Raw genomic sequence first — 23,917 nt, 5'->3', positions numbered from 1 at the left:
CACCCCCACTCCTGTTTGAGCGAACGGCACTTTCGGTCTACTGAAGGCCCCGAAGGTGCCGTTCGCTCAGAAAAAAATAGGGTGGGGCAACAGCGAGACAGGTTCAGCCCTCGCGGCAAACGAGGACCGGGCACTGGGCGTGGTGGATCAGGCTCTGACTGGTCGAACCGACTATCGACGCCATGAACGGACTGCGTCCGTGGCTACCGACGACTACAAGCTGCGCCTCCGCTGAATGCTCGAGCAGCGCCTTCATCGGTCCGCTTCGTTGGACGCTTCGGGTGACTTCGACGTCGGGGTACTTCTCGGTCCAACCGGCAAGGCACTCGGACAACAGTGCATGCTCATGCTGCTCGTACGGACCCCAGTCGACGAAGCGCCTGGCTTCGGAATAGCCGCCGAGCGAGGCGTGCTCGTTCCACGTGTGGACCGCCACCAAAGGTGCGCCGAGGAACGCGGCAAACTCGAAAGCATGCGCGACGGCGAGTTCGCTGAGCTTGCTCCCGTCGACGCCGACGACGATGGGCCTGGTGTCGGCCATCGCGTGATCACCCGTTCCTCGGAATACGGCCACGGGACAGTGCGCACGGTTGACCACCCGAATGGTGTCGGATCCGAGAAACACGGACTGCATTTCGCTGGTGCCGGCCTGACCCAGTGCAACGATGCGCGCCGACTTCGAGAGTTCGACGAGTGTGGTTGCGGGAGTACCAGTCACGAGGCCGCGTTCGATGGTGACGTCGGTGTGATCATCACGGATGGCGTCCTCGGCCTCGTCGAGTAATTTTGCACCCTCGACGCGAAGGTGGTGGTCGAACATCTCTTCGTCGGTGACGTTGGTACCTCCACCGGACTCGGGTTGTCCTGGCAGCACGTGGGTCAAGCGAAGTGGTTCGTCGAATCTCTTTGCAGCCGATGCTGCCCACCTCGCGGCGTTGACCGCGCTTGCCGAGCCGTCGATACCGGCCACGATTCCGTGTCGAACAGGTGCACTGGTCATGGAAGTCTCCTCGCGTCGCCTCCTTACCAGTGTGTCCCTGCTCACCCCCGGTTCGCTACAAACTGGTCAGCTCCCGTGGTGCGAGAACGTCGGTGGGCACTGCTGCGCGAGATCGGCGCGGGCGCAACGACAACAGAGCGGTGATGAATCCGTTACCGGGCAGTGTCAGTTCCACGTTCTTCAACACGGTTCGGCGCATCAATGCGAGCAGGGCTGCGACGCCGGTGACCGCCATCCACATGGGCAGCGGGTACAGCGTCAGGCGTTCACCCAGGCCGAAGGTGAGGGTTCGTCCGAGAAGCAGTACGGCGCCGACGATTCCGGTGGCCGCGCACAGTCCCGACCACACTGCGATCCACCTACGATGCTGCCAGAAAGATATGGCCATGAGTACGAGAACTGCGTGCCGGGCGACGAAGCCGGGGAGCACGGCAGTCCAGTGAACGAAAGTCCCGTCGTTGGCCGGGAACAGGCCGGTGGCCGCGGTGCTCAGTGCAACGACGACGGCAAGTCCGAGAATCCACTTCTTCGCACGACCGTCCGGAATGTACTTGTGCAGCAAGGCCGCACCGAGGATGGTGAGCGCACCGAGGATCATGAACGCAGCGTTCATGACATCGTGCATCGGCGAACACGAATCCACACTGCATGTCGTCACACCGAGCGAACTGATGGAGTCGCGCGCGAAGCTGTACGGCGTCTTCCAGGCGCCGGCCGTGAAGATTTCGACAAGCAGGTAGAGCACCGACAGGACCCATGCGATGCCAGCTGTGCCGAGGCGAAGATTGTGAGTGATGGTGTTCCCTCTCGCGGCGCTCTGAGGGGATTGCACCCAAAGATCTGTTTCGCAGGCGAAGGAGGAACCTTCGCGAGCTGGACAGATCCAACACTACGGTAACAATCTGATAACGGCCTGTGAAACCGGATCAGGCGGAGCGGACCAGACGGTCGGGTAGTGCATCAGCGACTTGTCGGTAACGGTCGATCATCGTTTCGATCAGTAGAGAATGCCCACCGATCGTGTCGGCGAAACGCGCGCGCGGACATGCCGTCGCGGCGGCAGCGCTCAGTCGATCGGTCAGTAGGCCGGGAGCCAAGAACCACGGTGCGATGACAACACGTTCGGCGCCGTCCTGCTCGAGTGCGGAGATCGCCTGGGCAACTGTCGGTTCCGCGGATGTCGCGAAACAGATTCGAACGCCCGACCAGTTGGTTCCGCCGAGGAGAGTGGACGCCAATTCTGCGGTCGCGGCATTGGCGCGCGCGTCGGACGAGCCGACTGCCGCAAGTGCGACACCGACCGACGGATCGTCCCGCCGGGCACCCGCTTCGAGAATTCGCTCGCGCACTGCTTCGATCAGCCGAGCATCACGACCCAGTACGTCTGCCTGGAACACGGTCAGCTGGGGGTGGCGTGTCGCGGCAGCGGCCAAGAGCCCGGGCAGATCTACCCGAGCATGGAAGGCCTTGCCCAGCAGCGTCGGAACAACAACGGCGTGAGTGTGGCCGTCGTGTGCAACTCCGTCCAGGACCTGATCGACGGACGGTGCATTGAGGTCGAGAAACGCCAGCCGGACATCGAGGTCTGGCCGGGCTTCACGAAGAGCTGCCACAGCAGCCGCGATCACCCGAGCAGAACGGGGATCACGGCTGCCGTGCGCAACAGCAATGAGCGGAACCATCGACTTAGACGCGCTCGCCCAATTCGACGGCGGAGATGACGTCGCCGACCAGGCCGGCTGCGAGAGTGTTTCCACCCGCGGGATCGATCAGCAGGAAGCTGCCCGTGTGGCGGTTGACGGCGTAGTCGTCAGCCACGATCGGCTCGGCAACCCGGATCGAGATCTTCCCGATCTCGTTGAGCTCGAGAGTCTCCGGGCCCTGATCCGTGGTCAGGTCCTGCTCGTTGAAGCGCTCCACCAAGCTGCCCACGATGGCCTGCGTCGTACGCGTGCCGTGCTTGAGCAGCAGACGTGCGCCGGGGCGCAGCGACTTCTCGGCCAGCCAGCAGACAGTGGCGTCGAATTCGCCGATCGGCTCGGGTGCATCCGACGGCGAGGCGATGGTGTCGCCGCGTGAGACGTCGACGTCGTCGGCCAAGATCAACGTGACGCTGCGTCCCGCGTGGGCGACGTCCAGTTCGCCGTCGGCCGTGTCGATACGAGTGACGGTGGTGCGCGTACCCGAGGGCAGGATCACCACTTCGTCGCCGGGCACGACGGAACCGGCGGCAACCTGACCGGCGTAGCCGCGGTAGTCGAGGAACTCGGCGGTGCGGGGACGGATCACGTACTGCACCGGGAAACGCAGGCCGACGCGATGCGGCTCGGCGTCGACCGGAATCGACTCGAGGTGCTCGATCAGCGTGGGACCGGTGTAGTACGGGGTCTTGTCCGAGCGGATCGCGACGTTGTCTCCGTGCAGCGCAGACACCGGGATCTCCACGACATCTTCGCTTGCCCAGCCCAGCGAGCTGGTGAGTTCGTTGAACTCGGCGGAGATCGAGGTGAAAACCTCTTCGGGGTTCTCGACGAGGTCGATCTTGTTCACGGCGAGAACCAGCTTCGGAACACCGAGGAGCGCGAGAACCGCTGCGTGCCTACGTGTCTGCGCGATGACACCCTTGCGGGCATCGACCAGCAAGATCACGAGTTGCGCCGTCGAGGCACCGGAGACGGTGTTGCGGGTGTACTGCACGTGGCCCGGTGTATCGGCCAACACGAACGTGCGCTTGGGGGTCGCGAAGTAGCGGTACGCCACGTCGATGGTGATGCCCTGCTCGCGCTCGGCGCGAAGACCGTCCACCAGCAGCGAGAGGTCGGGGGTGTCGAGACCGCGGTCCACCGACGCGCGGGTGACGGCGTCGATCTGGTCGGCGAGAACGGATTTGGTGTCGTACAACAGACGGCCCACGAGGGTGGACTTTCCGTCGTCGACGCTGCCGGCAGTTGCCAGTCTGAGCAGATCGCTCATCAGAAGTAGCCCTCTCGCTTGCGGTCTTCCATGGCCGCTTCGGAAACTCGGTCGTCGCCACGGGTCGCGCCGCGCTCGGTCAAACGTGATGCCGCAACCTCGGCCAGGATGGCCTCGTTGTCAGCCGCATCGGAGAGGACTGCGCCGGTGGTCGAACCGTCACCGACGGTGCGGTAACGCACCGAAAGGGTCTGCAGCTCTTCACCGTCAGCCGGTCCACCCCAGACGCCGGGCGTCATCCACATGCCGTCGCGCTGGTACACCGGACGCTGGTGGGCGTAGTAGATGCTGGCGAGTTCGACGTTGTCGCGGGCGATGTAACGCCAGATGTCCAGCTCGGTGAAGTTGCTGAGCGGGAAGACTCGCACCTGCTCGCCGGGGGAGTGGCGACCGTTGTACAGGTTCCACAGTTCCGGGCGCTGCTTCTTGGGGTCCCACTGACCGAAAGCGTTGCGCAGCGAGAAGATCCGCTCCTTGGCGCGGGCCCGCTCCTCGTCGCGGCGAGCGCCACCGAAGACGGCGTCGAAGCGGTTCTCGGAGATCGCGTCCAGCAACGGCACGGTCTGCAGCGGGTTGCGGATACCGTCGGGGCGCTCGGTGAGGCGACCGTCCGCGATGTACTCCTCGACGCTCGCCACGTGCAGGCGCAGGTTGTACTTGGCCACCACGTGGTCGCGGAAGTCGAGGACTTCCTGCAGGTTGTGGCCGGTGTCGACGTGCAGCAGGGTGAACGGCAACGGCGCAGGCCAGAAGGCCTTGATCGCCAGGTGCAGCAGCACCGTGGAGTCCTTACCGCCTGAGAAGAGGATGACCGGGCGTTCGAATTCGCCGGCCACCTCTCGGAAGATGTGGATCGCTTCGGACTCGAGGGCGTCGAGAGTATCGAACTGTGTGCCGTCGAGCTGAGGACGTGAAGGTGTCAAGTCAACTGTCATGATGCGTGCAACCCGCATTCTGTCTTGGAGGCACCGGCCCAACGACCGCTACGCGGATCGCTGCCGGGGGCTGGCTTGCTGGTGCAGGGTGCGCAGCCGATGGACGGATATCCCTCGTCGACAAGAGGATTGACGAGGATGGAATGGGTGTCGATGTAGTTCTGCATCTCCTCGTCCGACCACGGAGCGATCGGGTTGATCTTCACGAGGCCGAAGGCATCGTCGAAGGAGATCAGGGGAGCATTGGCGCGGGTGGGGGCCTCGACCCGGCGGATGCCGGTCACCCATGCGCTGTACCCGGACAATGTCTGCTTCAGCGGTGCGACCTTGCGCAAAGCGCAGCAGCGGTTGGGATCTCGGGCGAACAGATCCTTGCCCTCGGCGACATCCTGCTCGGCGACGCTTGCCAGCGCACGCGCATTGATGACGTTGACGCCGTACACCTGCTCGACCGCGTCACGCGTGCCGATGGTTTCGGGGAAGTGGTAGCCGGTGTCGAGGAAGAGAACGTCGACGCCTGGATGAACCTGCGCAGCAAGGTGAACCAACACACCATCCTGCATATTCGACGCAACAATGTACGAGTCGCCGAACGTGTCCTCGGTCCACTGCAACAGTTCCTGTGCGTTGGCCCCGTCGAGTTCTACGGCACCGCGCTCGGCGATGGACCGAAGCTCGTCGGCAGTTGCTCGCGAAATGTCCACTGTCATCGCAAATCTCCTTCGTCTGCGCGCACTGCCCATTCGGCGAACCGCTCACCTTCGTTGCGGTTCTTCACGAACTGACGTACGACGCGGTCGATGTAGTCACCCATCTCGACGCTGGTGACCTTGTGCTGGCGCAGCTTGCGTCCGAAGGCGCTGTCGAATCCGAGGCTGCCTCCCAGGTGAACCTGGAAACCCTCGACTTGATTCCCCTCACCGTCGTCGACGAGCTGGCCCTTGAAGCCGATGTCGGCGATCTGCGAGCGAGCGCAGGAGTTGGGGCAACCGTTGATGTTGATGGTGATCGGCACGTCGAGCTGGCTGTTGATGTCGGCGAGACGCTGTTCGAGTTCGGGCACGAGCACCTGCGAACGCTTGCGTGTCTCGGCGAACGAGAGCTTGCAGAACTCGATGCCGGAGCAGGCCATCAGGTTCTTGCGCCAGTGCGACGGACGGGCGGGAAGGCCCAGTGCGTCGAGATCGGCGATGAGCGGCTCGAGGGTCTCGTCGGCGACGTCGAGGATGATCAGCTTCTGGTACGGCGTGAAGCGGATCCGGTCGCTGCCGGCCTTCTCGGCAGCGTCGGCGACCTGAGCCAGGATGTCTCCCGAGACGCGGCCGGCGATCGGAGCGAAACCGACTGCGTTGTCGCCGTTGCGAGTCTTCTGGATGCCGACGTGATCGATCGGGCGCTTGGGCTTCTCCGGCGCCGGGCCGTCGATGAGCGGACGCTTCAGGTACTCGGTCTCGAGAACCTCGCGGAACTTTTCGATGCCCCAGTCCTTGACGAGGAACTTGAGCCTGGCCTTCGCGCGCAGACGGCGGTAGCCGTAGTCACGGAAGATCGAGACGACACCCTCCCAGACGTCGGGAACCTCGTCGAGCGGGATCCAGGCGCCGACGCGCTGCGCCAGCATCGGGTTGGTGGACAGGCCGCCGCCGACCCAGAGGTCGAGGCCGGGGCCGTGCTCGGGGTGGTTCACGCCGATGAAGGCGATGTCGTTGATCTCGTGAACAACATCCTGCTGACCGGAGATGGCGGTCTTGAACTTGCGCGGCAGGTTGGAGTACTTGGGATCACCGATGTAGCGGCGCACGATCTCGTCGATCGCCGGAGTGGGATCGAGGACCTCGTCGAGCGATTCGCCGGCCAGGGGAGAACCGAGGACGACGCGCGGGCAGTCACCACATGCCTCGGTGGTCTTGAGTCCGACGGCTTCGAGGCGCTTCCAGATCTCCGGGACGTTCTCGACTTCGATCCAGTGGAACTGGACGTTCTCACGGTCCGACAGGTCGGCGGTGTTCCGGCCGAATTCCTTCGAGATACCGGCGATGGTGCGCAGCTGCTCGACGTTCAGAGCGCCGGCGTCGCAACGCACGCGCATCATGAAGTACTTGGCCTCGAGCAGATCGATGTTCTCGTCGCCGGTGAAGGTGCCGTCGTAGCCTTCTTCGCGCTGGGTGTAGAGACCCCACCAGCGGAAGCGGCCGCGCAGATCACTCTTGTCGATGCTGTCGAAGCCCTGCTTGGAGTAGATGTTCTCGATGCGGGCCCGAACGTTGAGCGGGTTGTCGTCCTTCTTGGCCTGCTCGTTGGCGTTGAGCGGTTCGCGGTAGCCGAGGGCCCACTGACCTTCGGCGCGACGCTTGGCAGGACGTGCGGCGCGGGCGGGCCGAGCTTCGGCGGGTGCTGCCGAATCGGCGGGTGTGGCGGCGTCGGTGGTCGACGTCATCGATGAACTCCTGGATCTGGGCGGTTGATCGGCACGCGGCACGCACTAGCGATGAACTGTGGCGGTGTCTGATCGGGACGCACCGGTCCGTGTCGGAAATCGAGGGGGCTGTCCTCGGTCTCGGAAAGCTCGCGGCCGGCAGGTGTGCTCACGAAAACGAACAGCTGGAGGAGCCGTCTCTGGAAGAGCTGTTTCGGTGAAGCAGATGGAGATGAGCGGGAAAGGCTGGAAGATCAGTGAAGGATCAACAGCTACACAGGTGCAGACACGACGAGCTGCACACACGCTTGAAGTCGACATGGCGACGCGCCACAAGTCGCACTCCGAGTCCGGTCATGCGGACCATTGTGCCACGTCAACTCGATAATTCCGACTCGGGGACATATTTCCACGAAAAATGGGGGAAATATCGAGTTCAAGCCACGTGCCAACCTGCATCGCAGGCTGAATAGGTGTGCATTCCGGATGCTGGGACACTGGAGTCGTGAATGCCACCAGTACGACTCCCACTCGACAGAGCGAGGCGACACCCTTCGCCTTGCCCGCGCGATCGCTCGAGGGTGTCGGGAAACGGCCGTTCGGGATCTACATCCACGTCCCGTTCTGTGCCACCAGGTGTGGGTACTGCGATTTCAACACCTACACGGCCGGTGAACTCGGAACCTCGGCGTCGCCGCAGTCGTGGTTGGAAGGTCTGCGGCGCGAACTCGATCTCGCAGCCGAGATGACGGGCGCCCCGGCGGCGGACACGGTGTTCGTTGGTGGCGGAACGCCGTCGCTGCTCGGCGGCGACGGACTGTCCGACGTGCTGTCGGCGGTGCGCAGCAGTTTCGGCTTGGCATCGGGCGCGGAGGTGACCACGGAATCGAACCCCGAATCGACCTCGCCGGAATTCTTCGGTGCTCTCCGTAGTGCCGGATTTACTCGGATTTCCCTCGGCATGCAGTCCGCGGCTCAGCACGTTCTGAAGATCCTCGACCGCACGCACACTCCTGGCCGCGCCGTCGCTGCCGCGAAAGAGGCTCGTGCAGCTGGTTTTTCGCATGTGAACTTGGATTTGATCTACGGAACGCCGGGGGAGCGCGATCAAGATCTGGACGCCTCACTCGATGCGGTCCTCTCCGCCGATGTCGATCACGTCTCGGCCTACGCGTTGATCGTCGAGGACGGCACCGCCATGGCTCGCAAGGTCAGGCGCGGCGAGCTGCCCGCCCCGGACGACGACGTGCTGGCCTCACGATACGAACGAATCGATTCACGCCTGGCCGAAGCGGGTTTGCACTGGTACGAGGTCTCCAATTGGGCAAAAGCGGAAACCGCGGACTCCGGTGACACCCGTTGCCGACACAACCTCGGGTACTGGGACGGCGGTGACTGGTGGGGTGCCGGACCGGGCGCGCACAGTCACGTCGGTGGAGTGCGGTGGTGGAACGTCAAGCACCCGGCGCGCTATGCGGAACAGTTGGCGCTCGGTGAACTTCCTGTCGGCGGCAGTGAAGAACTGACGGCCGAGGACGAACACATGGAGCGCGTCATGTTGACCGCACGCTTGCGTACCGGGCTTCCGCTTTCGGAACTGTCTGCATCCGAACGGGTTTCGGCCGAACAGGTGGTCGTCGACGGGTTGGCTGTGATCGAGAAAGATCACGTGGTTCTGACCGACCGTGGTCGCCTGCTCGCCGATGCGGTGATTCGCACGATCCTGACCTGACGCGCCACCATCCTTCGCCGCGTAATGTGGCCGTGGTGGCCATCATTCATCGTGCGCAGTTGAATCCGTCCAAGAACGACTTGCTCCGAGCGTGGGTACCTACGCAGCCGTGGCTCGGCTCCGTCGACTGTTCGACGCTCGAACGCGTCGACGCCTATCGTTTCGACGACCCGGACGGTGAGGTCGGAATCGAGACGCACCTGCTCCGCTCGGCAGACGGTCGAATTCTTCAGGTCCCGCTCACCTACCGTGGTGCTCCGCTGGCCGGGGCGGACGCTGCACTGATCGCAACCATGGATCATTCGGTGCTGGGCGAGAGGTGGGTGTACGACGCGTGCTGTGATCCGGTTTACGTGACCGCGTTGGCGACCGCGATTCTCACCGGCGGTACCGGGGTCGAATTGGTCTTCGCGGATTCGGGCGATCACATTCCGGTGACCGCTCACGTCACGGGTAGCGGTAAGGCCGGGGCGTCGGTACCGGTCGTCGAATCGGTGACCTGCTCGACAGTCGGCACCGACACGATCATCAGCGCGGGAGGCCTGGAGCTGACCGTGGCGAGAGTGATCGGCGCAGATCGAGTCTCGGACTCGGAAACGCTCACTGGAACCTGGCCGGGGCAAACGACTCCTGCGCTGCTCGTGACCGTCGCCTGAGCGTCAGCGGACGCCCTCGATGACGCCGGGCATTGCGTCGAAGTCGAAGACACGCGCGTGCAGTACGACGCGGTTTCGAAGGGCGGAGCGAACCGCTCGGTGCAGGCCGTCCTCGAGGTAAAGGGTGCCGCGCCACTGCACTGCGTGAGGGAACAGATCGCCGTAGAAGGTCGAGTCCTCGGACAGCAGGCGATCGAGTTCGAGGACCTTCGTGGTGGTCACGATCTCGTCGAGTCGAACCTGACGTGGAGGGAACTTCGACCAGTCGCGTAGAGACAGTCCGTGATCGGGATACGGTTTGCCGTCCATCACGCCTTTGAAGATCATGTGCCGCCTTGTCCGTGGTTGTGCGATCGGCCGTTCACCGATCTCACTCCACAGTAAGGGCAACAGCCGTCTCTGGCGCTCGGGCGATTAGACTGCCAGTGGGAACCGATGTGTAAATGTCGGTGTTCGTTCTGTTCAGGAAACGGAGGTGGCAACGATGTCGAGTACCGACGACAGGCGTTTCGAGGTCTTACGTGCAATCGTGGCCGATTACGTCTCCACCCAGGACCCGGTGGGGTCCAAGGCACTGGTCGAGCGTCACAACCTCGGAGTGTCGAGCGCCACTGTGCGCAACGACATGGCATTCCTCGAGGCCGAGGGCTACATCGCCCAACCGCACACCAGTTCCGGGCGCGTCCCCACCGACAAGGGATACCGCGAGTTCGTCGATCGCATCGCCGACGTCAAGCCCATGTCCGGGCCGGAGCGTCGAGCGATCCTCGAGTTCTTGGAATCAGGCGTCGACCTCGACGACGTCCTGCGTCGAGGTGTGCGACTGCTCGCGCAACTGACCCGTCAGGTCGCGGTTGTCCAGTACCCGTCGCTGTCCGCTTCGTCGGTTCGCCACCTGGAGGTGGTAGCGCTGACGCCCGCGCGTCTGCTCCTCGTTCTCATCACCGATTCCGGCCGCGTCGATCAACGAATCGTCGAACTCGGGGACGTTCTCGAAGATGAGGATTTGTCCCGGTTGCGCACGCTTCTCGGCGGAGCACTGGAAGGCAAGCGCCTGGCCGCCGCGTCGATTGCCGTGGCGGAACTGGCCGACGAATCTCCGGCCGACCTGCGCGACGCCGTGATCCGGTCGGCAACCGTTCTGGTCGAGACCCTGGTCGAGCATCCGGAAGATCGCCTGGTCTTGGGCGGAACCTCCAACCTCACGCGCAACGCCGCCGATTTCTCCGGTCTGGCCGGCTTTCCGGGATCGCTGCGCGCAGTGCTCGAGGCACTGGAAGAGCAGGTAGTGGTCCTGAAACTGCTCGCTGCGACGCAGAATTCCGGCACGGTCACCGTTCAGATCGGTGAAGAGACGCAGGTCGAGCAGATGCGCGGAACCTCCGTGATTTCGACTGGCTACGGCGCGGCCGGTACCGTTTTCGGTGGTGTCGGTGTGCTCGGACCCACTCGGATGGACTATCCGGGAACAATTGCATCGGTTGCCGCCGTTGCCAGATACATCGGCGAAGTTCTCTCCGAGCGATGACGGGTGTCGACATTCGTCGACACACCTCCTCGCGAGGACTGAGGAAAACCTAGAAGTAAGAGAAGGACGAGAGACTCAACGTGGCACGGGATTACTACGGATTGCTCGGCGTCGACAAGAACGCGACAGACCAGGAGCTCAAGCGCGCTTACCGCAAGCTGGCACGCGAACTGCACCCGGACGTCAACCCTGACGAGGCAGCGCAGGCCAAGTTCAAGGAGATCTCGACGGCCTACGAGGTCCTGACCGACCCGGAGAAGCGTCGCATCGTCGATCTCGGCGGAGACCCCCTCGAGTCCGGTGGCGGCGGAGGTGGCGGTTTCGGCGGCGGATTCGGTGGCGGTGGCCTCGGCGACGTCTTCGAAGCATTCTTCGGCGGCGGTGGCGGCGCAGGACGTGGCCCGCGCGGTCGAGTTCAGCCCGGAGCCGACTCGTTGCTTCGCACCAAGCTCACCCTCGCAGAATGTGCGACGGGAGTCAGCAAGCACGTGACCGTCGAGACGGCGATCCTGTGCGACAGCTGCACCGGTGCCGGAACCAACGGCGACTCCAAGCCGGTGCGCTGCGAGACCTGCAACGGTGCCGGTGAAGTTCAGTCCATCCAGCGTTCGTTCCTCGGCCAGGTCATGACTTCGCGTCCCTGCCCGACGTGCCGCGGTGCCGGTGAGACCATCCCGGATCCCTGCCACAAGTGTGGTGGCGACGGCCGAGTTCGGGCCAAGCGTGACATCACCGTGAAGGTTCCCGCGGGCGTTGCCGGTGGCATGCGCATCCGTTTGACCGCGCAGGGTGAAGTGGGCCCAGGCGGCGGACACTCCGGCGACCTCTACGTCGAGATCGTCGAGCAGCAGCACGACGTCTTCGTTCGAGACGGTGAAGACCTGCACTGCACGATCCGCGTTCCGATGGTCGACGCAGCGCTCGGTACGACTGTCACCGTCGACACCATCATCGACGGCCCCAAGGAAATCACCATCGAGCCAGGCACCCAGCCCGGACACGTTGCTGTTCTTCGCGGTCATGGCATGCCGAAACTGCGGTCGGGAGTGCGCGGCGACGTCCACGCTCACCTCGAAGTGGTCATCCCGAGCCGTCTCGATCACAAGCAGTCCAAGCTGCTCAAGGAATTCAAGCTGCTCCGCGATCGTGACGAGGCCGAAGTTGTCTCGACCAACTCGCAGAACAGCGGTGGATTGTTCTCGCGTCTTCGCGAAGCATTCAGCGGCCGCTGACGGTGGCCGCAACGGTCTTCTTTCTCGACCCGGTTCCCGGTGTCGGTGAAATCGCGGTTCTGGACGGGCAGGAGGGTCGCCACGCGGCGACCGTCCGTCGGATCGGCGTCGGCGAGCGTTTGGTTCTGGCCGACGGTCGTGGCCGGGTAGCCGATGCCGAGGTGACGAGCGTCGGCAAGGATCGCCTGGAACTGTTGGTCGGTGACGTCCAGGTTCTGCAGCAGCCCAAGCCGCTGGTGACACTTGTTCAGGCACTTCCCAAGGCCGAGCGTTCCGAGTTGGCAGTCGAACTGGCGACCGAGGCGGGGATCGACGCGGTGATTCCGTGGCAGTCCCTGCGGTGTGTGGCCAAGTGGGAGGGACCGAAGCTCGCCAAGGGCGTCGCACGCTGGAGAAGTGCCGCCGTGTCTGCGGCGAAGCAATCTCGGCGCGCATTCGTCCCGGAGATTTCGGAGCTGCACAAGACGGCGGCGGTGATCACGTTGGTTCGCGACGCCGTTGCCCGCGGCGCTGTGGTTGCGGTGCTTCACGAATCGGCGACGACGCCGTTGGCCGGCTTGCCGCTGGCGAGCGCGGACGAGGTCTTTCTGGTTGTCGGTCCCGAGGGTGGACTGGACGATTCGGAGATCAGTGCGTTGTCGGAGGCCGGGGCCACTCCGGTGCTTCTCGGCCCGACGGTCCTGCGTACGTCGACAGCCGGAGCCGTTGCGCTGGGAGCAATCGGAGTGCTGACCGATCGCTGGGGACCGCGACCACTGCACTGATCTTGCTGTGATCCCGAGCTGAATCGGATCCGGCGGTTCAGCGAAGTGTCAGATTTGCGCACTATCGTAGGGACGTCGGGGGTCGCCTTCGGCGTGAGTTGGTTCGGGGATTTCAGGAGGCCAGATGTTGTCACGTGCGCATATGCGAATCGTTGGAGCGGTGTGTGCCGCGGCGGCGATGATGCTCGTCGCGGGGTGCACAGTCTCCACCGGAGACAACTCGGGTTCCTCCAGCAGTGCCGTCACCACCACACCGACCAGCGAGGCGCTCGTCACCGTCACACCGGCGGACGGCGGAACCCCGGTGAGTCCGCTCGATCCCATCGAAGTCCAGGTCGCGAAGGGAACGCTGACGACCGTCGCGCTGACCAACCCCGAAGGTAAGGAAGTCGCCGGCATCACGACGCCGGACAAGACGTCCTGGAAGCCGAGCGAACCGCTCGGGTACGGCAAGACCTACAAGTTGATCGTCGACGCCGTCGACGCGAATGGTGTTGCCACGACCAAGAACACGACGCTGACGACGGTCGCTCCGAGCAATCAGACTCGCGCGTACATCAACACCACCGGCGGCGCCTCGATCTCGGACGGCGGCACGTACGGCGTCGGCACGGTCGTCGCCGTCCATTTCGACGAGTTGATCGGTGACAAGGCCGCGGCCGAGAAGTCTCTGGTGGTCACCACCAATCCGCCGGTGCAGGGATCGTGGTACTGGGTCGACGGTCAGAACGTTCACTGGCGTCCGCAGAATTACTACGCACCAGGCACGACGGTGTCGGTGAACGCGAACATCTACGGCAAGCAGTTGGGCAACGGTCTGTACGGCCAGCAGGACGACACCGTGTCCTTCAAGATCGGTGACTCTCACGTCTCGGTCGCCGACGACAACACCAAGATGGTGACGGTCTACGAAAACGGTCAGGTGGTCAAGGAAATGCCGACCTCGATGGGAATGGGCGGCACCGAGACGATCGGCGGCACGACTCTCTCGTTCTGGACCCAGCCGGGCACGTACACGGTCATGGACAAGGCCAATCCCGTGATCATGGATTCGTCGACCTACGGCCTGCCGATCAACTCGCGCCTCGGGTACAAGGAATCCATCAACTGGGCCACCCGCATCAGCACCGACGGCATCTATCTTCACGAGTTGGAGAGCACCGTCTGGGCGCAGGGAAACACCGACACCTCGCACGGTTGCCTCAATCTCAGTGCGGCCAACGCCAAATGGTTCTTCGATTTCTCGCAGCCGGGAGACGTCGTCGAGATCAAGAACACCGGCGGCGCTCCGCTGGAGGTGTGGCAGAACGGCGACTGGACCCTTTCCTGGGCAGACTGGGCCGCAGGCAGCGCCCTCGCCTGAGAAAAGATTTCCTCCGGTGCCTCGATTCAAGATTCCGTACGGCCGACACGAGCAGCAGTTCGGGCATCTCTACGTTCCCGACGGAGTCGCTGACGGCCCGATCCCGGTCGTCATGCAGATCCACGGCGGCTTCTGGAGCGGGCAGTACGGATTGACTCTGGGCACCGCATTTGCCGTCGAACTCGCGCGGCACGGCGTCGCGGTGTGGAACATCGAATACCGCCGTCTCGGGGCGGGCGGTCGTTGGCCGGAGATGTCCGCCGACGTGAAAGCCGCGTACGACGAGATCCCCGGACTGGTTGCCGCGAAGTCTTCGGCCGAATTCGATCTGAAGCAGGTACGCCTGCTCGGGCATTCGGCCGGCGGACATCTCGCCGTATGGCTGGCGGGGGAGAAGGACACGTTCACCCGACCCGAACGGGTCATCGCCCAGGCGGCCGCACTCGATCTGGCGTCGGCAGGCGAGCGTGGACGACGGATCAGCTTCATCGAGGATCTGTTCGGCGTTCCGTTCGACGCGGACCCGGATCTGTATCGCAGTGCGTCGCCGCAGCATCGACTGCCGATCGGTGTTCCCGTTGTGTGCCTCACGGGTGCGCAGGATCTGCAGGTGCCGGCCAAGGTGAGCTCCCGGTATGCACAAGCTGCCGAAGCGGCTGGTGATCCCGTCGCGCTGCGTGTGATCGAGGGCGAAGGACACGATGCCTTTCTTTCACCCTCGACCGAGTCCTGGCGGGTCTCCCGCGAGTTGGTTCTCGCCGAAGACCCGCTGGCTCCGATCACGTCAGACTGACACAGGGCCTTCTTGCACGGGGACCTTCTTGCCCGGCAGGATGAACGCGACGACAACTGCGCCCACGAACAGGGCAAGCCCGCCCGCCCAACTGGCCGCCGAAATCGCGTCGGCATAGGCACTGCCGGCCGCCTCGAGCAACGGCTGTGCCTGAGCTGCAGCCAACGGGTTGCCTGCCATCTCTTCGGCGACCAACGAAGCGCCGCCGACGGATTCGCCCGACACCTCCATCGCGTACGCGGCTTGTTGCGCAAGTTCGCCTGTCAACTGCGGAACCTGCATGCCATTGATGAATCCGGCAATCGAATCCTTGTAGCTCGCAGCGAGGATCGAGCCGAGGATCGCGATTCCCAGCGAGCCGCCGAGTTCGATGGCGGTGTCGTTGAGGCCACCCGCAGCGCCGAGATCGTCCTCGGAGAAGTTGTCCATGATGGCGTCGGTGGCCGGCGGTTCGCTGAGGCCGATGCCCAGGCCGAGCAGGATCAGTGGGACTGCGAACATCCAGTAGCCCGAATCGCCGTCGACCTGCGTGAGAATCAGAACGCCGATCGCGGCGACGACCATGCCGCCGACGATGGACGCTCGGACGCCGATCAGTGGGGTGACTCGGCCACTGACCACTGCGCCGATCGAGACGGCAATTGCCAAGGGCAGCAGACGAACACCGGTTTCGAGTGCCCCGTATCCGAGGATGAACTGGAATTGCTGCGAGATGAAGTAGATGGCACCGAAGGCGGCCAGGAACAACAGAAGTACAGCGAGCGTCGCGCCGCCGACCATGCGCTGGCCGAGCTTACGGACGTCGAGCAGTGGCTGCGGGTGGCGCAGTTCCCAGACCACGAACGAGGCGAGGCCGATCGCGGCGAGTGCAGCGGCACCGATGGGTCCGCCGCTCCACCCGAAGTGGAATCCGTTGATGATCGAGTACACGAGCGAGCCGATGGTGACCACCGAGAGTGCGCCGCCGATCCAGTCGATGCGGCCCAGGTGCTCCGCCTTGCTCGGCGGCACCAGGAAGATCGCGGCGACGGCGGCGACCGCGGCGATCGGGACGTTGATCAGGAAAGTGATGCTCCAGGAATGGCTGTCGAGAATCCATCCGGCCAGCAGCGGGCCGAGCGCGATCGCGAGACCCGACGTCGCTGCCCACGCCGCGATGGCGCGTGAACGCTCCGCTTTGGGAAATGTTGCGACCAGAAGGGAGAGCGTCGCGGGCATGATGATCGCGGCGCCGACGCCCATGATCATTCGTGCAGCGATGACAGCGTTGGTGGTGTCAGCGATGCTGCCGAACACGGCGCCGCCGGCGAACACGGCGAGTCCGGCCAGAAGCGATCCACGGCGGCTGTACTTGTCACCGATCACGCCGAACAGCAGCATCAGCGCGGCGTAGGGGACCGTGTAACCGTCGATGACCCATTGAAGTTGCGTGCTGGTGAGGCCGAGGTCTCTGGTCATGTCCGGCGCAGCGACGATCAGCGCGGTATTCGCCATCACGACGATCAGCAGACTCAGGCACAACACCCCGAGCGCGGCCCACCGCCGTGAGTACGGCTGGTCCATTTCCGAGACAGGTTTGCTCATGAGTGTCGTCATGACGCGACTCCGTTCCTGATGATCGAAGACACTCCTCGATCTATTTGCACACTGATGTGTAAGTTAATAACTTGCACACCGATGTGCAACTATGATTGACCTAGATCACAGTTGGGCAGTCGAAAGAGGTGGAACGCGCGTTGACGCATTCGGGCACAGTCGTTTCGGGAACTACCGAATCGGGCGGACGGCAGCGTCGTAGTCAGGCCGCGGCCAATCGCAATCGCATCATCGAGGCGGCGATCACCGCATTCGCCGCCGATCCGGATGCGAGCATGGACGACGTCGCGAAGGCCGCCGGTGTGGTCAGGCGAACCGTCTACGCGCATTTCGACAGCCGTGAGGCCCTGATCAACGGCATCGTGGACGAGGCGTCGACCGATCTCGTTGCCGCGCTGAGCCAAGCCGGTGAGCCGCCCGAGCGACCGGATCTGGCGACTGCCGTACTGGCATTGCTGTCATGGCCGGTCGGCGATCGATTCCGGATGCTGCTCAGCTTTGCTCGCAAAGAGTTGGGGGAGCAGCGGATTCTCGATCTGATGGAGCCCGCGCGCGCAGTGAGTATCAGCGTCGTCGAGCGCGGTCAGCGTGACGGGACGTTCTCGACGTACCTGCCGGCCGAGACTTTGGTGGCGATGACCGAGGCGATCACGATCACTTTGTTCGATCAGGCCAACAGTGGGCTCATCACGGACTCCGGCGAATCCTTTGCCGCGGTGTGCCTGGTCATCGCTGGTATCAGTCCGGAGCGAAGTGCCGAGATTGTCGCCGAAGCGTCGGAATGGATCCGAGAATCGCTGCCGTCCGGTCGCCGCGAGGATTGAGCCGCGACGATTAACAAGTGGGCCGTGTCCGACTCTGGCGCTAGACTTCGAAGTATCGAGGCTCACGAGTCGAGTGGGCTGATCGGACCAGAAAGCAGGCCATATTCACCACGTGAGTGAACACAGTGAACTCGACGGGAACCGTGTAACCACCATCACCGAGCGCGCTCTGCCTGCAGAGCGCACCGTCCGTTCGAGTATGGATCTGGCGCCGGAGACCGTGCGTCAAATCCTGGGGGCGACGGACGAGAATCTCACCGCGATCGAACGTGAGCTTCGTGCCGATATTCACGTACGTGGCGGAACCATCAACTTGTCCGGAATGCCTGCCGATGTAGCGCTGGCAGAACGTGTGTTCAGTGAGTTGGCGTCGCTGGCCGGTCGGGGGCAGCCCATCGCACCGGATGCTGTCCGGCGAACCATCGGCATGCTCATTAACGAGGTCGGCGAGTCTCCGGCCGAGGTCCTCTCCCTCGACATTCTTTCGCGTCGGGGCAAGACGATTCGGCCGAAGACTCTGAACCAGAAACGCTACGTCGACGCCATCGACGAGAACACCATCGTGTTCGGAGTCGGCCCGGCCGGTACCGGCAAGACCTACCTCGCCATGGCCAAGGCCGTTCAGGCGTTGCAGGCCAAGCAGGTCTCTCGGATCATCTTGACCAGGCCGGCAGTCGAGGCCGGCGAGCGACTGGGCTTTCTGCCCGGCACGTTGCACGAGAAGATCGATCCGTACCTGCGCCCGCTGCACGACGCATTGCACGACATGATGGATCCCGAGGCGATTCCGAAGTTGATGCAGGCCGGGGTCATCGAGGTCGCTCCGCTTGCTTACATGCGTGGCCGCACGCTCAACGACGCCTTCATCATCTTGGACGAAGCGCAGAACACCACGGCCGAGCAGATGAAGATGTTCCTGACCCGTCTCGGGTTCGGTTCCAAGATCGTGGTCACCGGAGACGTGACCCAGGTCGATCTGCCGGGCGGAGCCCGCTCGGGTCTGCGTGCGGCATCCGAAATCCTCACCGGGATCGACGATATTCATTTCGCCACTCTCGACAGCAGCGACGTCGTACGTCATCGGCTGGTCTCCCACATCGTCGACGCTTACGAGCGTCACGAATCGGATCGGTCCGGCGAGTTGGCGGTCGGAAACCGTGCGCAGCGCCGCGCTGCACATGCTCATTCACCGCGACGGTAGGCTGAGCGACGCATCAACCCCTACTTTTCCCAGGAAAGAGCGTCGCACATGAGCATCGAGGTCTCGAACGAATCGGGCATGGACATCTCCGAACCGGAGTTGATCAGCGTTGCCCGTTTCGTGATCGCTCGGATGGATGTCCATCCGGCGGCCGAGCTGTCGATGGTTCTCGTCGACTCCGCGACGATGGCGGATCTGCACGTTCGCTGGATGGACCTGCCGGGTCCGACCGACGTCATGTCGTTCCCGATGGACGAACTCGAGCCCGGTGGCCGTCCCGATTCCCCCGAGCCGGGGCCGTCGATGCTCGGCGACATCGTGTTGTGTCCGTCTTTTGCTGCGGATCAGGCCGACAAGGCCGGGCATTCACTGGCTCACGAACTGGCACTCCTGACCGTTCACGGTGTGTTGCACCTCCTCGGCTACGACCACGCGGAGCCGGAAGAGGAGAAAGAGATGTTCGGCTTGCAGAACAGCCTCCTCGAAGAGTGGTACGAAGACCTTCGCCGTATCGACCGCGAAGCAGCACTGGCCGAACGTGATCAGAAGCTGCTCGGTAAGACGGGTTTCGTCGACGGAGTGGACCGATAACAGTTATCCGGGGGTTCTGTAGTGAGTAGCGCCATAGCGCTCTTTGTTCTGGCGATTGCTCTTGTCCCGGTCGGTGGTGTCTTCGCGGCCGTCGACTCGGCGCTCAACACCATTTCGTCGGCGCGCATCGACGAGATGGCGAAGGAAGAGCGAGCCGGTGCGGCGCGAGTGCAACGCATCCTGACCGATCGTCCGCGATACGTGAATCTGATGGTCCTGCTTCGCATTTTGTGCGAGATCACGGCCACCGTCGTACTCGTGGGCGGCCTGATCGACGTCCTCTCGTTGGGCTGGGCACTGACCGTCACCGCGGTGATCATGGTTCTCGTCTCGTACGTGGTCATCGGCGTCGGACCGAGAACGCTTGGGCGCCAACATGCGTACTCGATCGCGATGGCAGCGTCTCTGCCACTGCTCTGGATCGGTGTTCTGCTCGGGCCGATCAGTCGCGTCCTGATCCTCGTCGGTAACGCCTTGACCCCGGGTAAGGGCTTCCGCAACGGTCCGTTCGCTTCGGAAATCGAGTTGCGCGAACTCGTGGACATGGCGCAGGAACGCGGCGTCGTGGCCGACGAAGAACGCCGAATGATCCAGTCCGTCTTCGAGCTCGGAGACACGTCAGCGCGCGAGGTGATGGTGCCCCGCACGGACATGGTGTGGATCGAGAACGACAAGAATGCCGGGCAGGCAACGTCGTTGGCGGTCCGGAGTGGTCACTCGCGCTTGCCGGTCATCGGGGAGAACGTCGACGACGTGCTCGGAGTCGTCTATCTCAAGGATCTGGTCAAGCAGACCTACCACCTGCCTGACGGCGGACGAAACGTCAACGTCTGCGACGTCATGCGGCCCGCCGTGTTCGTTCCCGACTCGAAGCCGCTCGACAGCTTGCTGGCCGAGATGCAGCGCGACCGTAACCACATGGCGATCCTCGTCGACGAGTACGGCGGAATCGCCGGGCTGGTCACGATCGAGGACGTCATCGAGGAAATCGTCGGTGAGATCGCCGACGAATACGACGAGGACGAGACGCCGCCGATCGAGGATCTCGGCGACGGAATGTTCCGCGTATCCGCAAGGCTCCCGATCGAAGACCTCGGCGAATTGTTCGATCTCGAACTCGAACTCGACGAGGTCGAAACCGTCGGCGGGCTGATCGGATACGTACTCGGCCGTGTTCCACTTCCCGGTTCCGAAGTGGAGTACGACGGTTTGATCCTGCGCGGCGAGGGAACCAATACGGGCCGGGGACGGGTACGCATCAGCACGGTGTTCGTGCAGCGCATCCCGCGGTCCGAAGACGAAGAGACAGAAGACACCGATGACTGAGCGAGTGTTCAGCGAGGAGCAGTTATGAGCAACAACGAATTCCGGTCAGGCTTCGTGTGTTTCGTGGGTCGACCCAATACGGGTAAGTCCACGCTGACCAACGCGTTGGTCGGCAGCAAGATCGCGATCACGTCCTCGCGCCCGCAGACGACGCGCCATACGATTCGCGGCATCGTTCACCGCGAGCATGCGCAGCTGATCCTGGTGGACACCCCGGGACTGCACAAGCCCCGCACCTTGCTCGGGCAGCGTCTCAACGACCTGGTTCGTGACACCTACTCCGAGGTCGACGTCATCTGCCTGTGCATCCCGGCTGACGAGGCCATCGGGCCCGGCGACCGCTGGATCGTGCAGCAGGTCCGTCAGATGGCGCCCAAGACCAAGTTGGTCGGCATCGTGACCAAGATCGACAAGGTCAGCCGCGACGCCGTCGGCAAGCAGTTGCTCGCGCTGTCCACCCTGCTGGGCCCCGAATCCGAGGTTGTCCCGGTGTCCGCGCAGTCGGGCGAGCAGGTCGAGATCCTGGTCGACGTCCTTGCCGGTCTGATGGACGAGGGCCCGGCCTTCTACCCGGACGGGGAGTTGACGGACGAGCCCGAAGAGGTGCTCATGGCCGAACTCATCCGTGAGGCTGCGCTCGAGGGTCTCGGTGAAGAATTGCCGCACTCCTTGGCCGTAGTGATCGAGGAGGTCATCCCGCGTGAGGGTCGCACCGAGAAGCAGGGCGAGATGCTCGACGTCCATGCGCTGCTCTACGTCGAGCGGCCCAGCCAGAAGGGCATCGTCATCGGTAAGGGCGGCGCGCGGTTGCGGGAAGTCGGTACCAGTGCGCGCCTGCAGATCGAGAAGCTGCTCGGTGTGCGGATCTTCCTGGAGTTGCACGTCAAGGTCGCCAAGGACTGGCAGCGCGACCCGAAACAGCTCGGCCGGCTGGGCTTCTAGGGCCTCCGGCCCCGTGAGCGGTTAAGGAGTCCAGGGACTGCTTAACCGCTCACAGGGGCCGGAGGACCCTGAGGATCGCCGCACCGATGTCCTGATCGTCGACGCCTGTAGCCAGGCGTCGGAGTTGCAGGCCGGTGATGACGGCGACGAGAGTGGATGCAATCGACTCCGGATCCGGTATACCGAGTGCCGTCAAGATCGTGACGGTCAGATCGTCGTATGCGGCAAAGCATTCGACCGCCACCTGATGTAGCTCGTGGTCTCGGCCGGCGGCGATGTACATCTCGAACGGCGCGATCCGCTCGGCGGAGAACGACAGGTCTCGCGTCACCTTCTCGGCAATTGCCGCGGCGTCCTCGACGCTCAGACCTTTGTCGCGGTACTCCTCGGCCAAGGCTCGCAGGCGCGTCGTCTCGTCTGTCACGAAACGAGACAGCGCAGCCCGAAGCATGTCCGACTGGCTCGCGAAGTGATACGTGATCGATCCGAGTGAGACGCCCGCCTGCGCGGCGATGCGCCGGTTGCTCACGCCGGGGATGCCGTCGGTACCGACGACGTGCAGAACGGCATCGAGTATTCGCTCGCGAACGTCGCGGTTGCTCATCGATTCACCACCACGGCTCGGGGCGGACCTGATCCCAACGCAGGACCGATTCCAATTGTGAGGCAAGCGAGACCAACAGCGGTTCGGTGTTCTCGTTGCCCATCAACTGCGCACCGATGGGAAGGCCGGCCTTGCTGAATCCGGCCGGCACGTTGACCGAGGGCCAGCCGAGGACGTTCCACGGCCACGCGTACGGGCAGGCGCCGGTCATGACCTTGTCGGTGTCCCAACCACCGATGCCGTCGATGGCGGTCGCCATGATCGGTGGAGTTGCCGTCGTGGGTGCCAGGACGACGTCGTAGGTGTCGAAGATCGCTCCGATCCGCTTTCGCATCCGCGGCTCGGCTGCGCGGGCTGCGCGCAGAGGTGCGCCGCGAAGTAGCTTGCCGTTCTGGGCATTTCCGCGTGTTCGGGCATCGACCAGTGTCGGGTCGGGAACGCGTCCGAGCCAGTCGTGAACTCCGACGAGTGAGCGGGGCAGAAAGTTCAGACCGAAGATCAGGCCGTACGCGGGATCGTCGACGACGACGTGATGTCCGAGTTCCCGCAGAGTATCGGCGATCGAATGTACGGCCAGGCGCACCTCGGGGTCCAGCTTCACGGGAGTGGCAGTAAATGGATTGCGGAGGGAAAGAGCGATTTTCAGCTTGCCGGGGTCGCGTCCTACCGCGTCACTGACCGTCACCGGTGTCGGCTTGTGGAGATCGCCGTCGTGGTTGCCCGCAGCGACGTCGAGCAACAGTGCGGCGTCGGCGACGGTGCGGGCGAGCGGGCCGTTGACCGTGAGGCCGTAGAAAGCTTCGGCGTCGGGCCAGGTGGAGATGCGCCCGCGCTGCGGCTTGATTCCGACGAGGTTGGTCCAGGCCGCCGGAATCCGGATGGAACCGGCACCGTCGGAACCGATTCCGGCGCTGACCAATCCGGCCGCGACAGCCGCGGCGGTGCCGCCCGACGATCCTCCGGGGGTGTGGTGACGCGACCACGGATTGCGTGTGTAACCGAATGCGGAACCGCTGGTGAGCGGCCACTGGCCCAGTTCAGGGCTGTTGGTCTTGCCCACGATCACTGCGCCGGCGTCGCGGAGGCGTCGAATCATCTCCGAGTCCTCGGTCTTGGCCGGGAAATCACCAGGGCAACCGAATGCGGTGGGTTCGCCGGTGATGTCGACATCGTCCTTCACTGCGATCGGCACACCGAGTAGCGGGAGGCGCTCACCGAGCGCGAGACGTCTGTCGGCCTCGGCAGCTTCCTCGAGTGCCTTCTCTCGCCGCACGATCTTGAACGCATTGAGATGAGGCTGAGTTGCGTCGATCCGGGCCAGCGCTGCCTCGGTCGCCGCGACGGACGAGGTGACGCCCGAAGCCAGACTCGCAACCTGGTCGACGAGACCGGGGGCGAGATCGTGGTCGGTTCGAGAAGTCATCGGTTTCCCTTCGCAAAA

General features: G+C 63.8%; 23 protein-coding genes. 12 read left to right on the top strand and 11 right to left on the bottom strand.

Annotation, left to right across the window (positions count from 1 at the left end; all coding sequences use genetic code 11):
• Nucleotides 1–103: 103 nt before the first annotated feature.
• The 7 genes from ACFQ6Y_RS22490 to ACFQ6Y_RS22460 all read right to left on the bottom strand — a co-directional run bounded on the left by ACFQ6Y_RS22490 (nt 104) and on the right by ACFQ6Y_RS22460 (nt 7,345).
• Nucleotides 104–1,000 carry a universal stress protein gene (locus ACFQ6Y_RS22490; protein ID WP_378538139.1) on the bottom strand — a complete coding sequence of 299 codons (897 nt, stop codon included), beginning with the start codon at nt 998–1,000 and terminating at the stop codon, nt 104–106.
• A 55-nt stretch (nt 1,001–1,055) separates the two neighbouring features.
• On the bottom strand, nt 1,056–1,832 hold the full coding sequence (locus tag ACFQ6Y_RS22485; protein ID WP_378538141.1) for a DUF998 domain-containing protein: 777 nt from the start codon (nt 1,830–1,832) through the stop codon (nt 1,056–1,058).
• Between the two features lie 94 nt (nt 1,833–1,926).
• Nucleotides 1,927–2,682, bottom strand: a complete 756-nt coding sequence (locus ACFQ6Y_RS22480; protein ID WP_378637322.1) for a sirohydrochlorin chelatase — start codon at nt 2,680–2,682, stop codon at nt 1,927–1,929.
• A gap of 4 nt (nt 2,683–2,686) precedes the next feature.
• A complete protein-coding gene (locus ACFQ6Y_RS22475; RefSeq protein WP_058039406.1) occupies nt 2,687–3,973 on the bottom strand; it encodes a sulfate adenylyltransferase subunit 1 in 1,287 nt (428 codons plus the stop codon).
• Nucleotides 3,973–4,908, bottom strand: a complete 936-nt coding sequence (gene cysD / locus ACFQ6Y_RS22470) for a sulfate adenylyltransferase subunit CysD (protein WP_007731054.1) — start codon at nt 4,906–4,908, stop codon at nt 3,973–3,975. Before cysD ends, ACFQ6Y_RS22475 begins: the two co-directional genes overlap by 1 nt.
• Nucleotides 4,905–5,618: a phosphoadenylyl-sulfate reductase gene (locus ACFQ6Y_RS22465; protein WP_378447884.1), complete on the bottom strand. Its 714-nt coding sequence runs from the start codon at nt 5,616–5,618 to the stop codon at nt 4,905–4,907. Before ACFQ6Y_RS22465 ends, cysD begins: the two co-directional genes overlap by 4 nt.
• A complete protein-coding gene (locus tag ACFQ6Y_RS22460; protein WP_378637316.1) occupies nt 5,615–7,345 on the bottom strand; it encodes a nitrite/sulfite reductase in 1,731 nt (576 codons plus the stop codon). Before ACFQ6Y_RS22460 ends, ACFQ6Y_RS22465 begins: the two co-directional genes overlap by 4 nt.
• Nucleotides 7,346–7,829: 484 nt before the next feature.
• On the opposite strand from ACFQ6Y_RS22460, the gene hemW reads away from it, so the two are divergent.
• Together hemW and ACFQ6Y_RS22450 are read left to right on the top strand one after the other, a co-directional pair.
• On the top strand, nt 7,830–9,056 hold the full coding sequence (gene hemW / locus ACFQ6Y_RS22455; protein WP_378637312.1) for a radical SAM family heme chaperone HemW: 1,227 nt from the start codon (nt 7,830–7,832) through the stop codon (nt 9,054–9,056).
• Nucleotides 9,057–9,091: 35 nt separating this feature from the next.
• On the top strand, nt 9,092–9,712 hold the full coding sequence (locus tag ACFQ6Y_RS22450; RefSeq protein ID WP_378637308.1) for a hypothetical protein: 621 nt from the start codon (nt 9,092–9,094) through the stop codon (nt 9,710–9,712).
• A gap of 3 nt (nt 9,713–9,715) precedes the next feature.
• Here the strand turns inward: ACFQ6Y_RS22450 and ACFQ6Y_RS22445 are convergent, their stop codons facing one another.
• On the bottom strand, nt 9,716–10,039 hold the full coding sequence (locus ACFQ6Y_RS22445; RefSeq protein ID WP_003944521.1) for a type II toxin-antitoxin system VapB family antitoxin: 324 nt from the start codon (nt 10,037–10,039) through the stop codon (nt 9,716–9,718).
• 157 nt (nt 10,040–10,196) lie between these two features.
• On the opposite strand from ACFQ6Y_RS22445, the gene hrcA reads away from it, so the two are divergent.
• The 5 genes from hrcA (at nt 10,197) to ACFQ6Y_RS22420 (ending at nt 15,392) form a co-directional block, all read left to right on the top strand.
• Complete coding sequence (hrcA, locus tag ACFQ6Y_RS22440; RefSeq protein ID WP_003944583.1) at nt 10,197–11,240, top strand: heat-inducible transcriptional repressor HrcA; 1,044 nt, start codon at nt 10,197–10,199, stop codon at nt 11,238–11,240.
• 80 nt (nt 11,241–11,320) lie between these two features.
• Complete coding sequence (gene dnaJ / locus ACFQ6Y_RS22435) at nt 11,321–12,472, top strand: molecular chaperone DnaJ (protein ID WP_378637304.1); 1,152 nt, start codon at nt 11,321–11,323, stop codon at nt 12,470–12,472.
• Nucleotides 12,473–12,474: 2 nt separating this feature from the next.
• Nucleotides 12,475–13,236, top strand: coding sequence for a 16S rRNA (uracil(1498)-N(3))-methyltransferase (locus ACFQ6Y_RS22430; RefSeq protein ID WP_378637299.1), 762 nt, complete (start codon nt 12,475–12,477; stop codon nt 13,234–13,236).
• Nucleotides 13,237–13,360: 124 nt separating this feature from the next.
• On the top strand, nt 13,361–14,599 hold the full coding sequence (locus ACFQ6Y_RS22425) for an Ig-like domain-containing protein (RefSeq protein ID WP_378637294.1): 1,239 nt from the start codon (nt 13,361–13,363) through the stop codon (nt 14,597–14,599).
• A gap of 16 nt (nt 14,600–14,615) precedes the next feature.
• Nucleotides 14,616–15,392 carry an alpha/beta hydrolase family protein gene (locus ACFQ6Y_RS22420; protein WP_378637290.1) on the top strand — a complete coding sequence of 259 codons (777 nt, stop codon included), beginning with the start codon at nt 14,616–14,618 and terminating at the stop codon, nt 15,390–15,392.
• On the opposite strand, the gene ACFQ6Y_RS22415 is transcribed toward ACFQ6Y_RS22420, so the two are convergent.
• Nucleotides 15,384–16,988, bottom strand: coding sequence for an MFS transporter (locus tag ACFQ6Y_RS22415; protein WP_378637285.1), 1,605 nt, complete (start codon nt 16,986–16,988; stop codon nt 15,384–15,386). The genes ACFQ6Y_RS22420 and ACFQ6Y_RS22415 overlap by 9 nt on opposite strands.
• Nucleotides 16,989–17,116: 128 nt before the next feature.
• Between ACFQ6Y_RS22415 and ACFQ6Y_RS22410 the strand changes: the two genes are divergently transcribed.
• The 5 genes from ACFQ6Y_RS22410 (at nt 17,117) to era (ending at nt 21,872) form a co-directional block, all read left to right on the top strand.
• A complete protein-coding gene (locus tag ACFQ6Y_RS22410; RefSeq protein ID WP_378637281.1) occupies nt 17,117–17,812 on the top strand; it encodes a TetR/AcrR family transcriptional regulator in 696 nt (231 codons plus the stop codon).
• 112 nt (nt 17,813–17,924) lie between these two features.
• A complete protein-coding gene (locus tag ACFQ6Y_RS22405) occupies nt 17,925–19,013 on the top strand; it encodes a PhoH family protein (protein ID WP_378637277.1) in 1,089 nt (362 codons plus the stop codon).
• Between the two features lie 48 nt (nt 19,014–19,061).
• The gene (gene ybeY, locus ACFQ6Y_RS22400) at nt 19,062–19,604 is read left to right on the top strand and encodes an rRNA maturation RNase YbeY (protein ID WP_003944525.1); all 543 of its coding nucleotides are present in this window, start codon (nt 19,062–19,064) and stop codon (nt 19,602–19,604) included.
• A gap of 21 nt (nt 19,605–19,625) precedes the next feature.
• Nucleotides 19,626–20,930 carry a hemolysin family protein gene (locus tag ACFQ6Y_RS22395; RefSeq protein WP_378447894.1) on the top strand — a complete coding sequence of 435 codons (1,305 nt, stop codon included), beginning with the start codon at nt 19,626–19,628 and terminating at the stop codon, nt 20,928–20,930.
• 24 nt (nt 20,931–20,954) lie between these two features.
• Nucleotides 20,955–21,872: a GTPase Era gene (gene era, locus ACFQ6Y_RS22390; protein ID WP_230813895.1), complete on the top strand. Its 918-nt coding sequence runs from the start codon at nt 20,955–20,957 to the stop codon at nt 21,870–21,872.
• A gap of 49 nt (nt 21,873–21,921) precedes the next feature.
• Here era and ACFQ6Y_RS22385 read toward each other — a convergent pair whose 3' ends face one another.
• Together ACFQ6Y_RS22385 and ACFQ6Y_RS22380 are read right to left on the bottom strand one after the other, a co-directional pair.
• A complete protein-coding gene (locus tag ACFQ6Y_RS22385) occupies nt 21,922–22,476 on the bottom strand; it encodes a TetR/AcrR family transcriptional regulator (protein WP_230813893.1) in 555 nt (184 codons plus the stop codon).
• 4 nt (nt 22,477–22,480) lie between these two features.
• Nucleotides 22,481–23,899, bottom strand: coding sequence for an amidase (locus ACFQ6Y_RS22380; protein WP_378538181.1), 1,419 nt, complete (start codon nt 23,897–23,899; stop codon nt 22,481–22,483).
• Nucleotides 23,900–23,917 lie beyond the last annotated feature (18 nt).

This window comes from Rhodococcus sp. NPDC056516 (genome assembly GCF_042794655.1).
Taxonomy (GTDB): Bacteria; Actinomycetota; Actinomycetes; order Mycobacteriales; family Mycobacteriaceae; genus Rhodococcus_F.
Note: the sequence above shows the minus strand (reverse complement) of the source record. Positions and strands in the feature narration are given on the sequence as shown.

Bases quoted from the DNA above. Each gene is read 5' to 3' on its own strand.
- era (WP_230813895.1), top strand. From the start codon at position 20,955: ATGAGCAACAACGAATTCCGGTCAGGCTTCGTGTGTTTCGTGGGTCGA.
- ACFQ6Y_RS22465 (WP_378447884.1), bottom strand. From the start codon at position 5,618: ATGACAGTGGACATTTCGCGAGCAACTGCCGACGAGCTTCGGTCCATC.
- ACFQ6Y_RS22425 (WP_378637294.1), top strand. From the start codon at position 13,361: ATGTTGTCACGTGCGCATATGCGAATCGTTGGAGCGGTGTGTGCCGCG.
- ACFQ6Y_RS22460 (WP_378637316.1), bottom strand. From the start codon at position 7,345: ATGACGTCGACCACCGACGCCGCCACACCCGCCGATTCGGCAGCACCC.
- hrcA (WP_003944583.1), top strand. From the start codon at position 10,197: ATGTCGAGTACCGACGACAGGCGTTTCGAGGTCTTACGTGCAATCGTG.
- ybeY (WP_003944525.1), top strand. From the start codon at position 19,062: ATGAGCATCGAGGTCTCGAACGAATCGGGCATGGACATCTCCGAACCG.
- ACFQ6Y_RS22480 (WP_378637322.1), bottom strand. From the start codon at position 2,682: ATGGTTCCGCTCATTGCTGTTGCGCACGGCAGCCGTGATCCCCGTTCT.
- cysD (WP_007731054.1), bottom strand. From the start codon at position 4,908: ATGACAGTTGACTTGACACCTTCACGTCCTCAGCTCGACGGCACACAG.
- ACFQ6Y_RS22380 (WP_378538181.1), bottom strand. From the start codon at position 23,899: ATGACTTCTCGAACCGACCACGATCTCGCCCCCGGTCTCGTCGACCAG.
- ACFQ6Y_RS22475 (WP_058039406.1), bottom strand. From the start codon at position 3,973: ATGAGCGATCTGCTCAGACTGGCAACTGCCGGCAGCGTCGACGACGGA.
- ACFQ6Y_RS22445 (WP_003944521.1), bottom strand. From the start codon at position 10,039: ATGATCTTCAAAGGCGTGATGGACGGCAAACCGTATCCCGATCACGGA.
- ACFQ6Y_RS22415 (WP_378637285.1), bottom strand. From the start codon at position 16,988: ATGACGACACTCATGAGCAAACCTGTCTCGGAAATGGACCAGCCGTAC.
- ACFQ6Y_RS22490 (WP_378538139.1), bottom strand. From the start codon at position 1,000: ATGACCAGTGCACCTGTTCGACACGGAATCGTGGCCGGTATCGACGGC.
- ACFQ6Y_RS22385 (WP_230813893.1), bottom strand. From the start codon at position 22,476: ATGAGCAACCGCGACGTTCGCGAGCGAATACTCGATGCCGTTCTGCAC.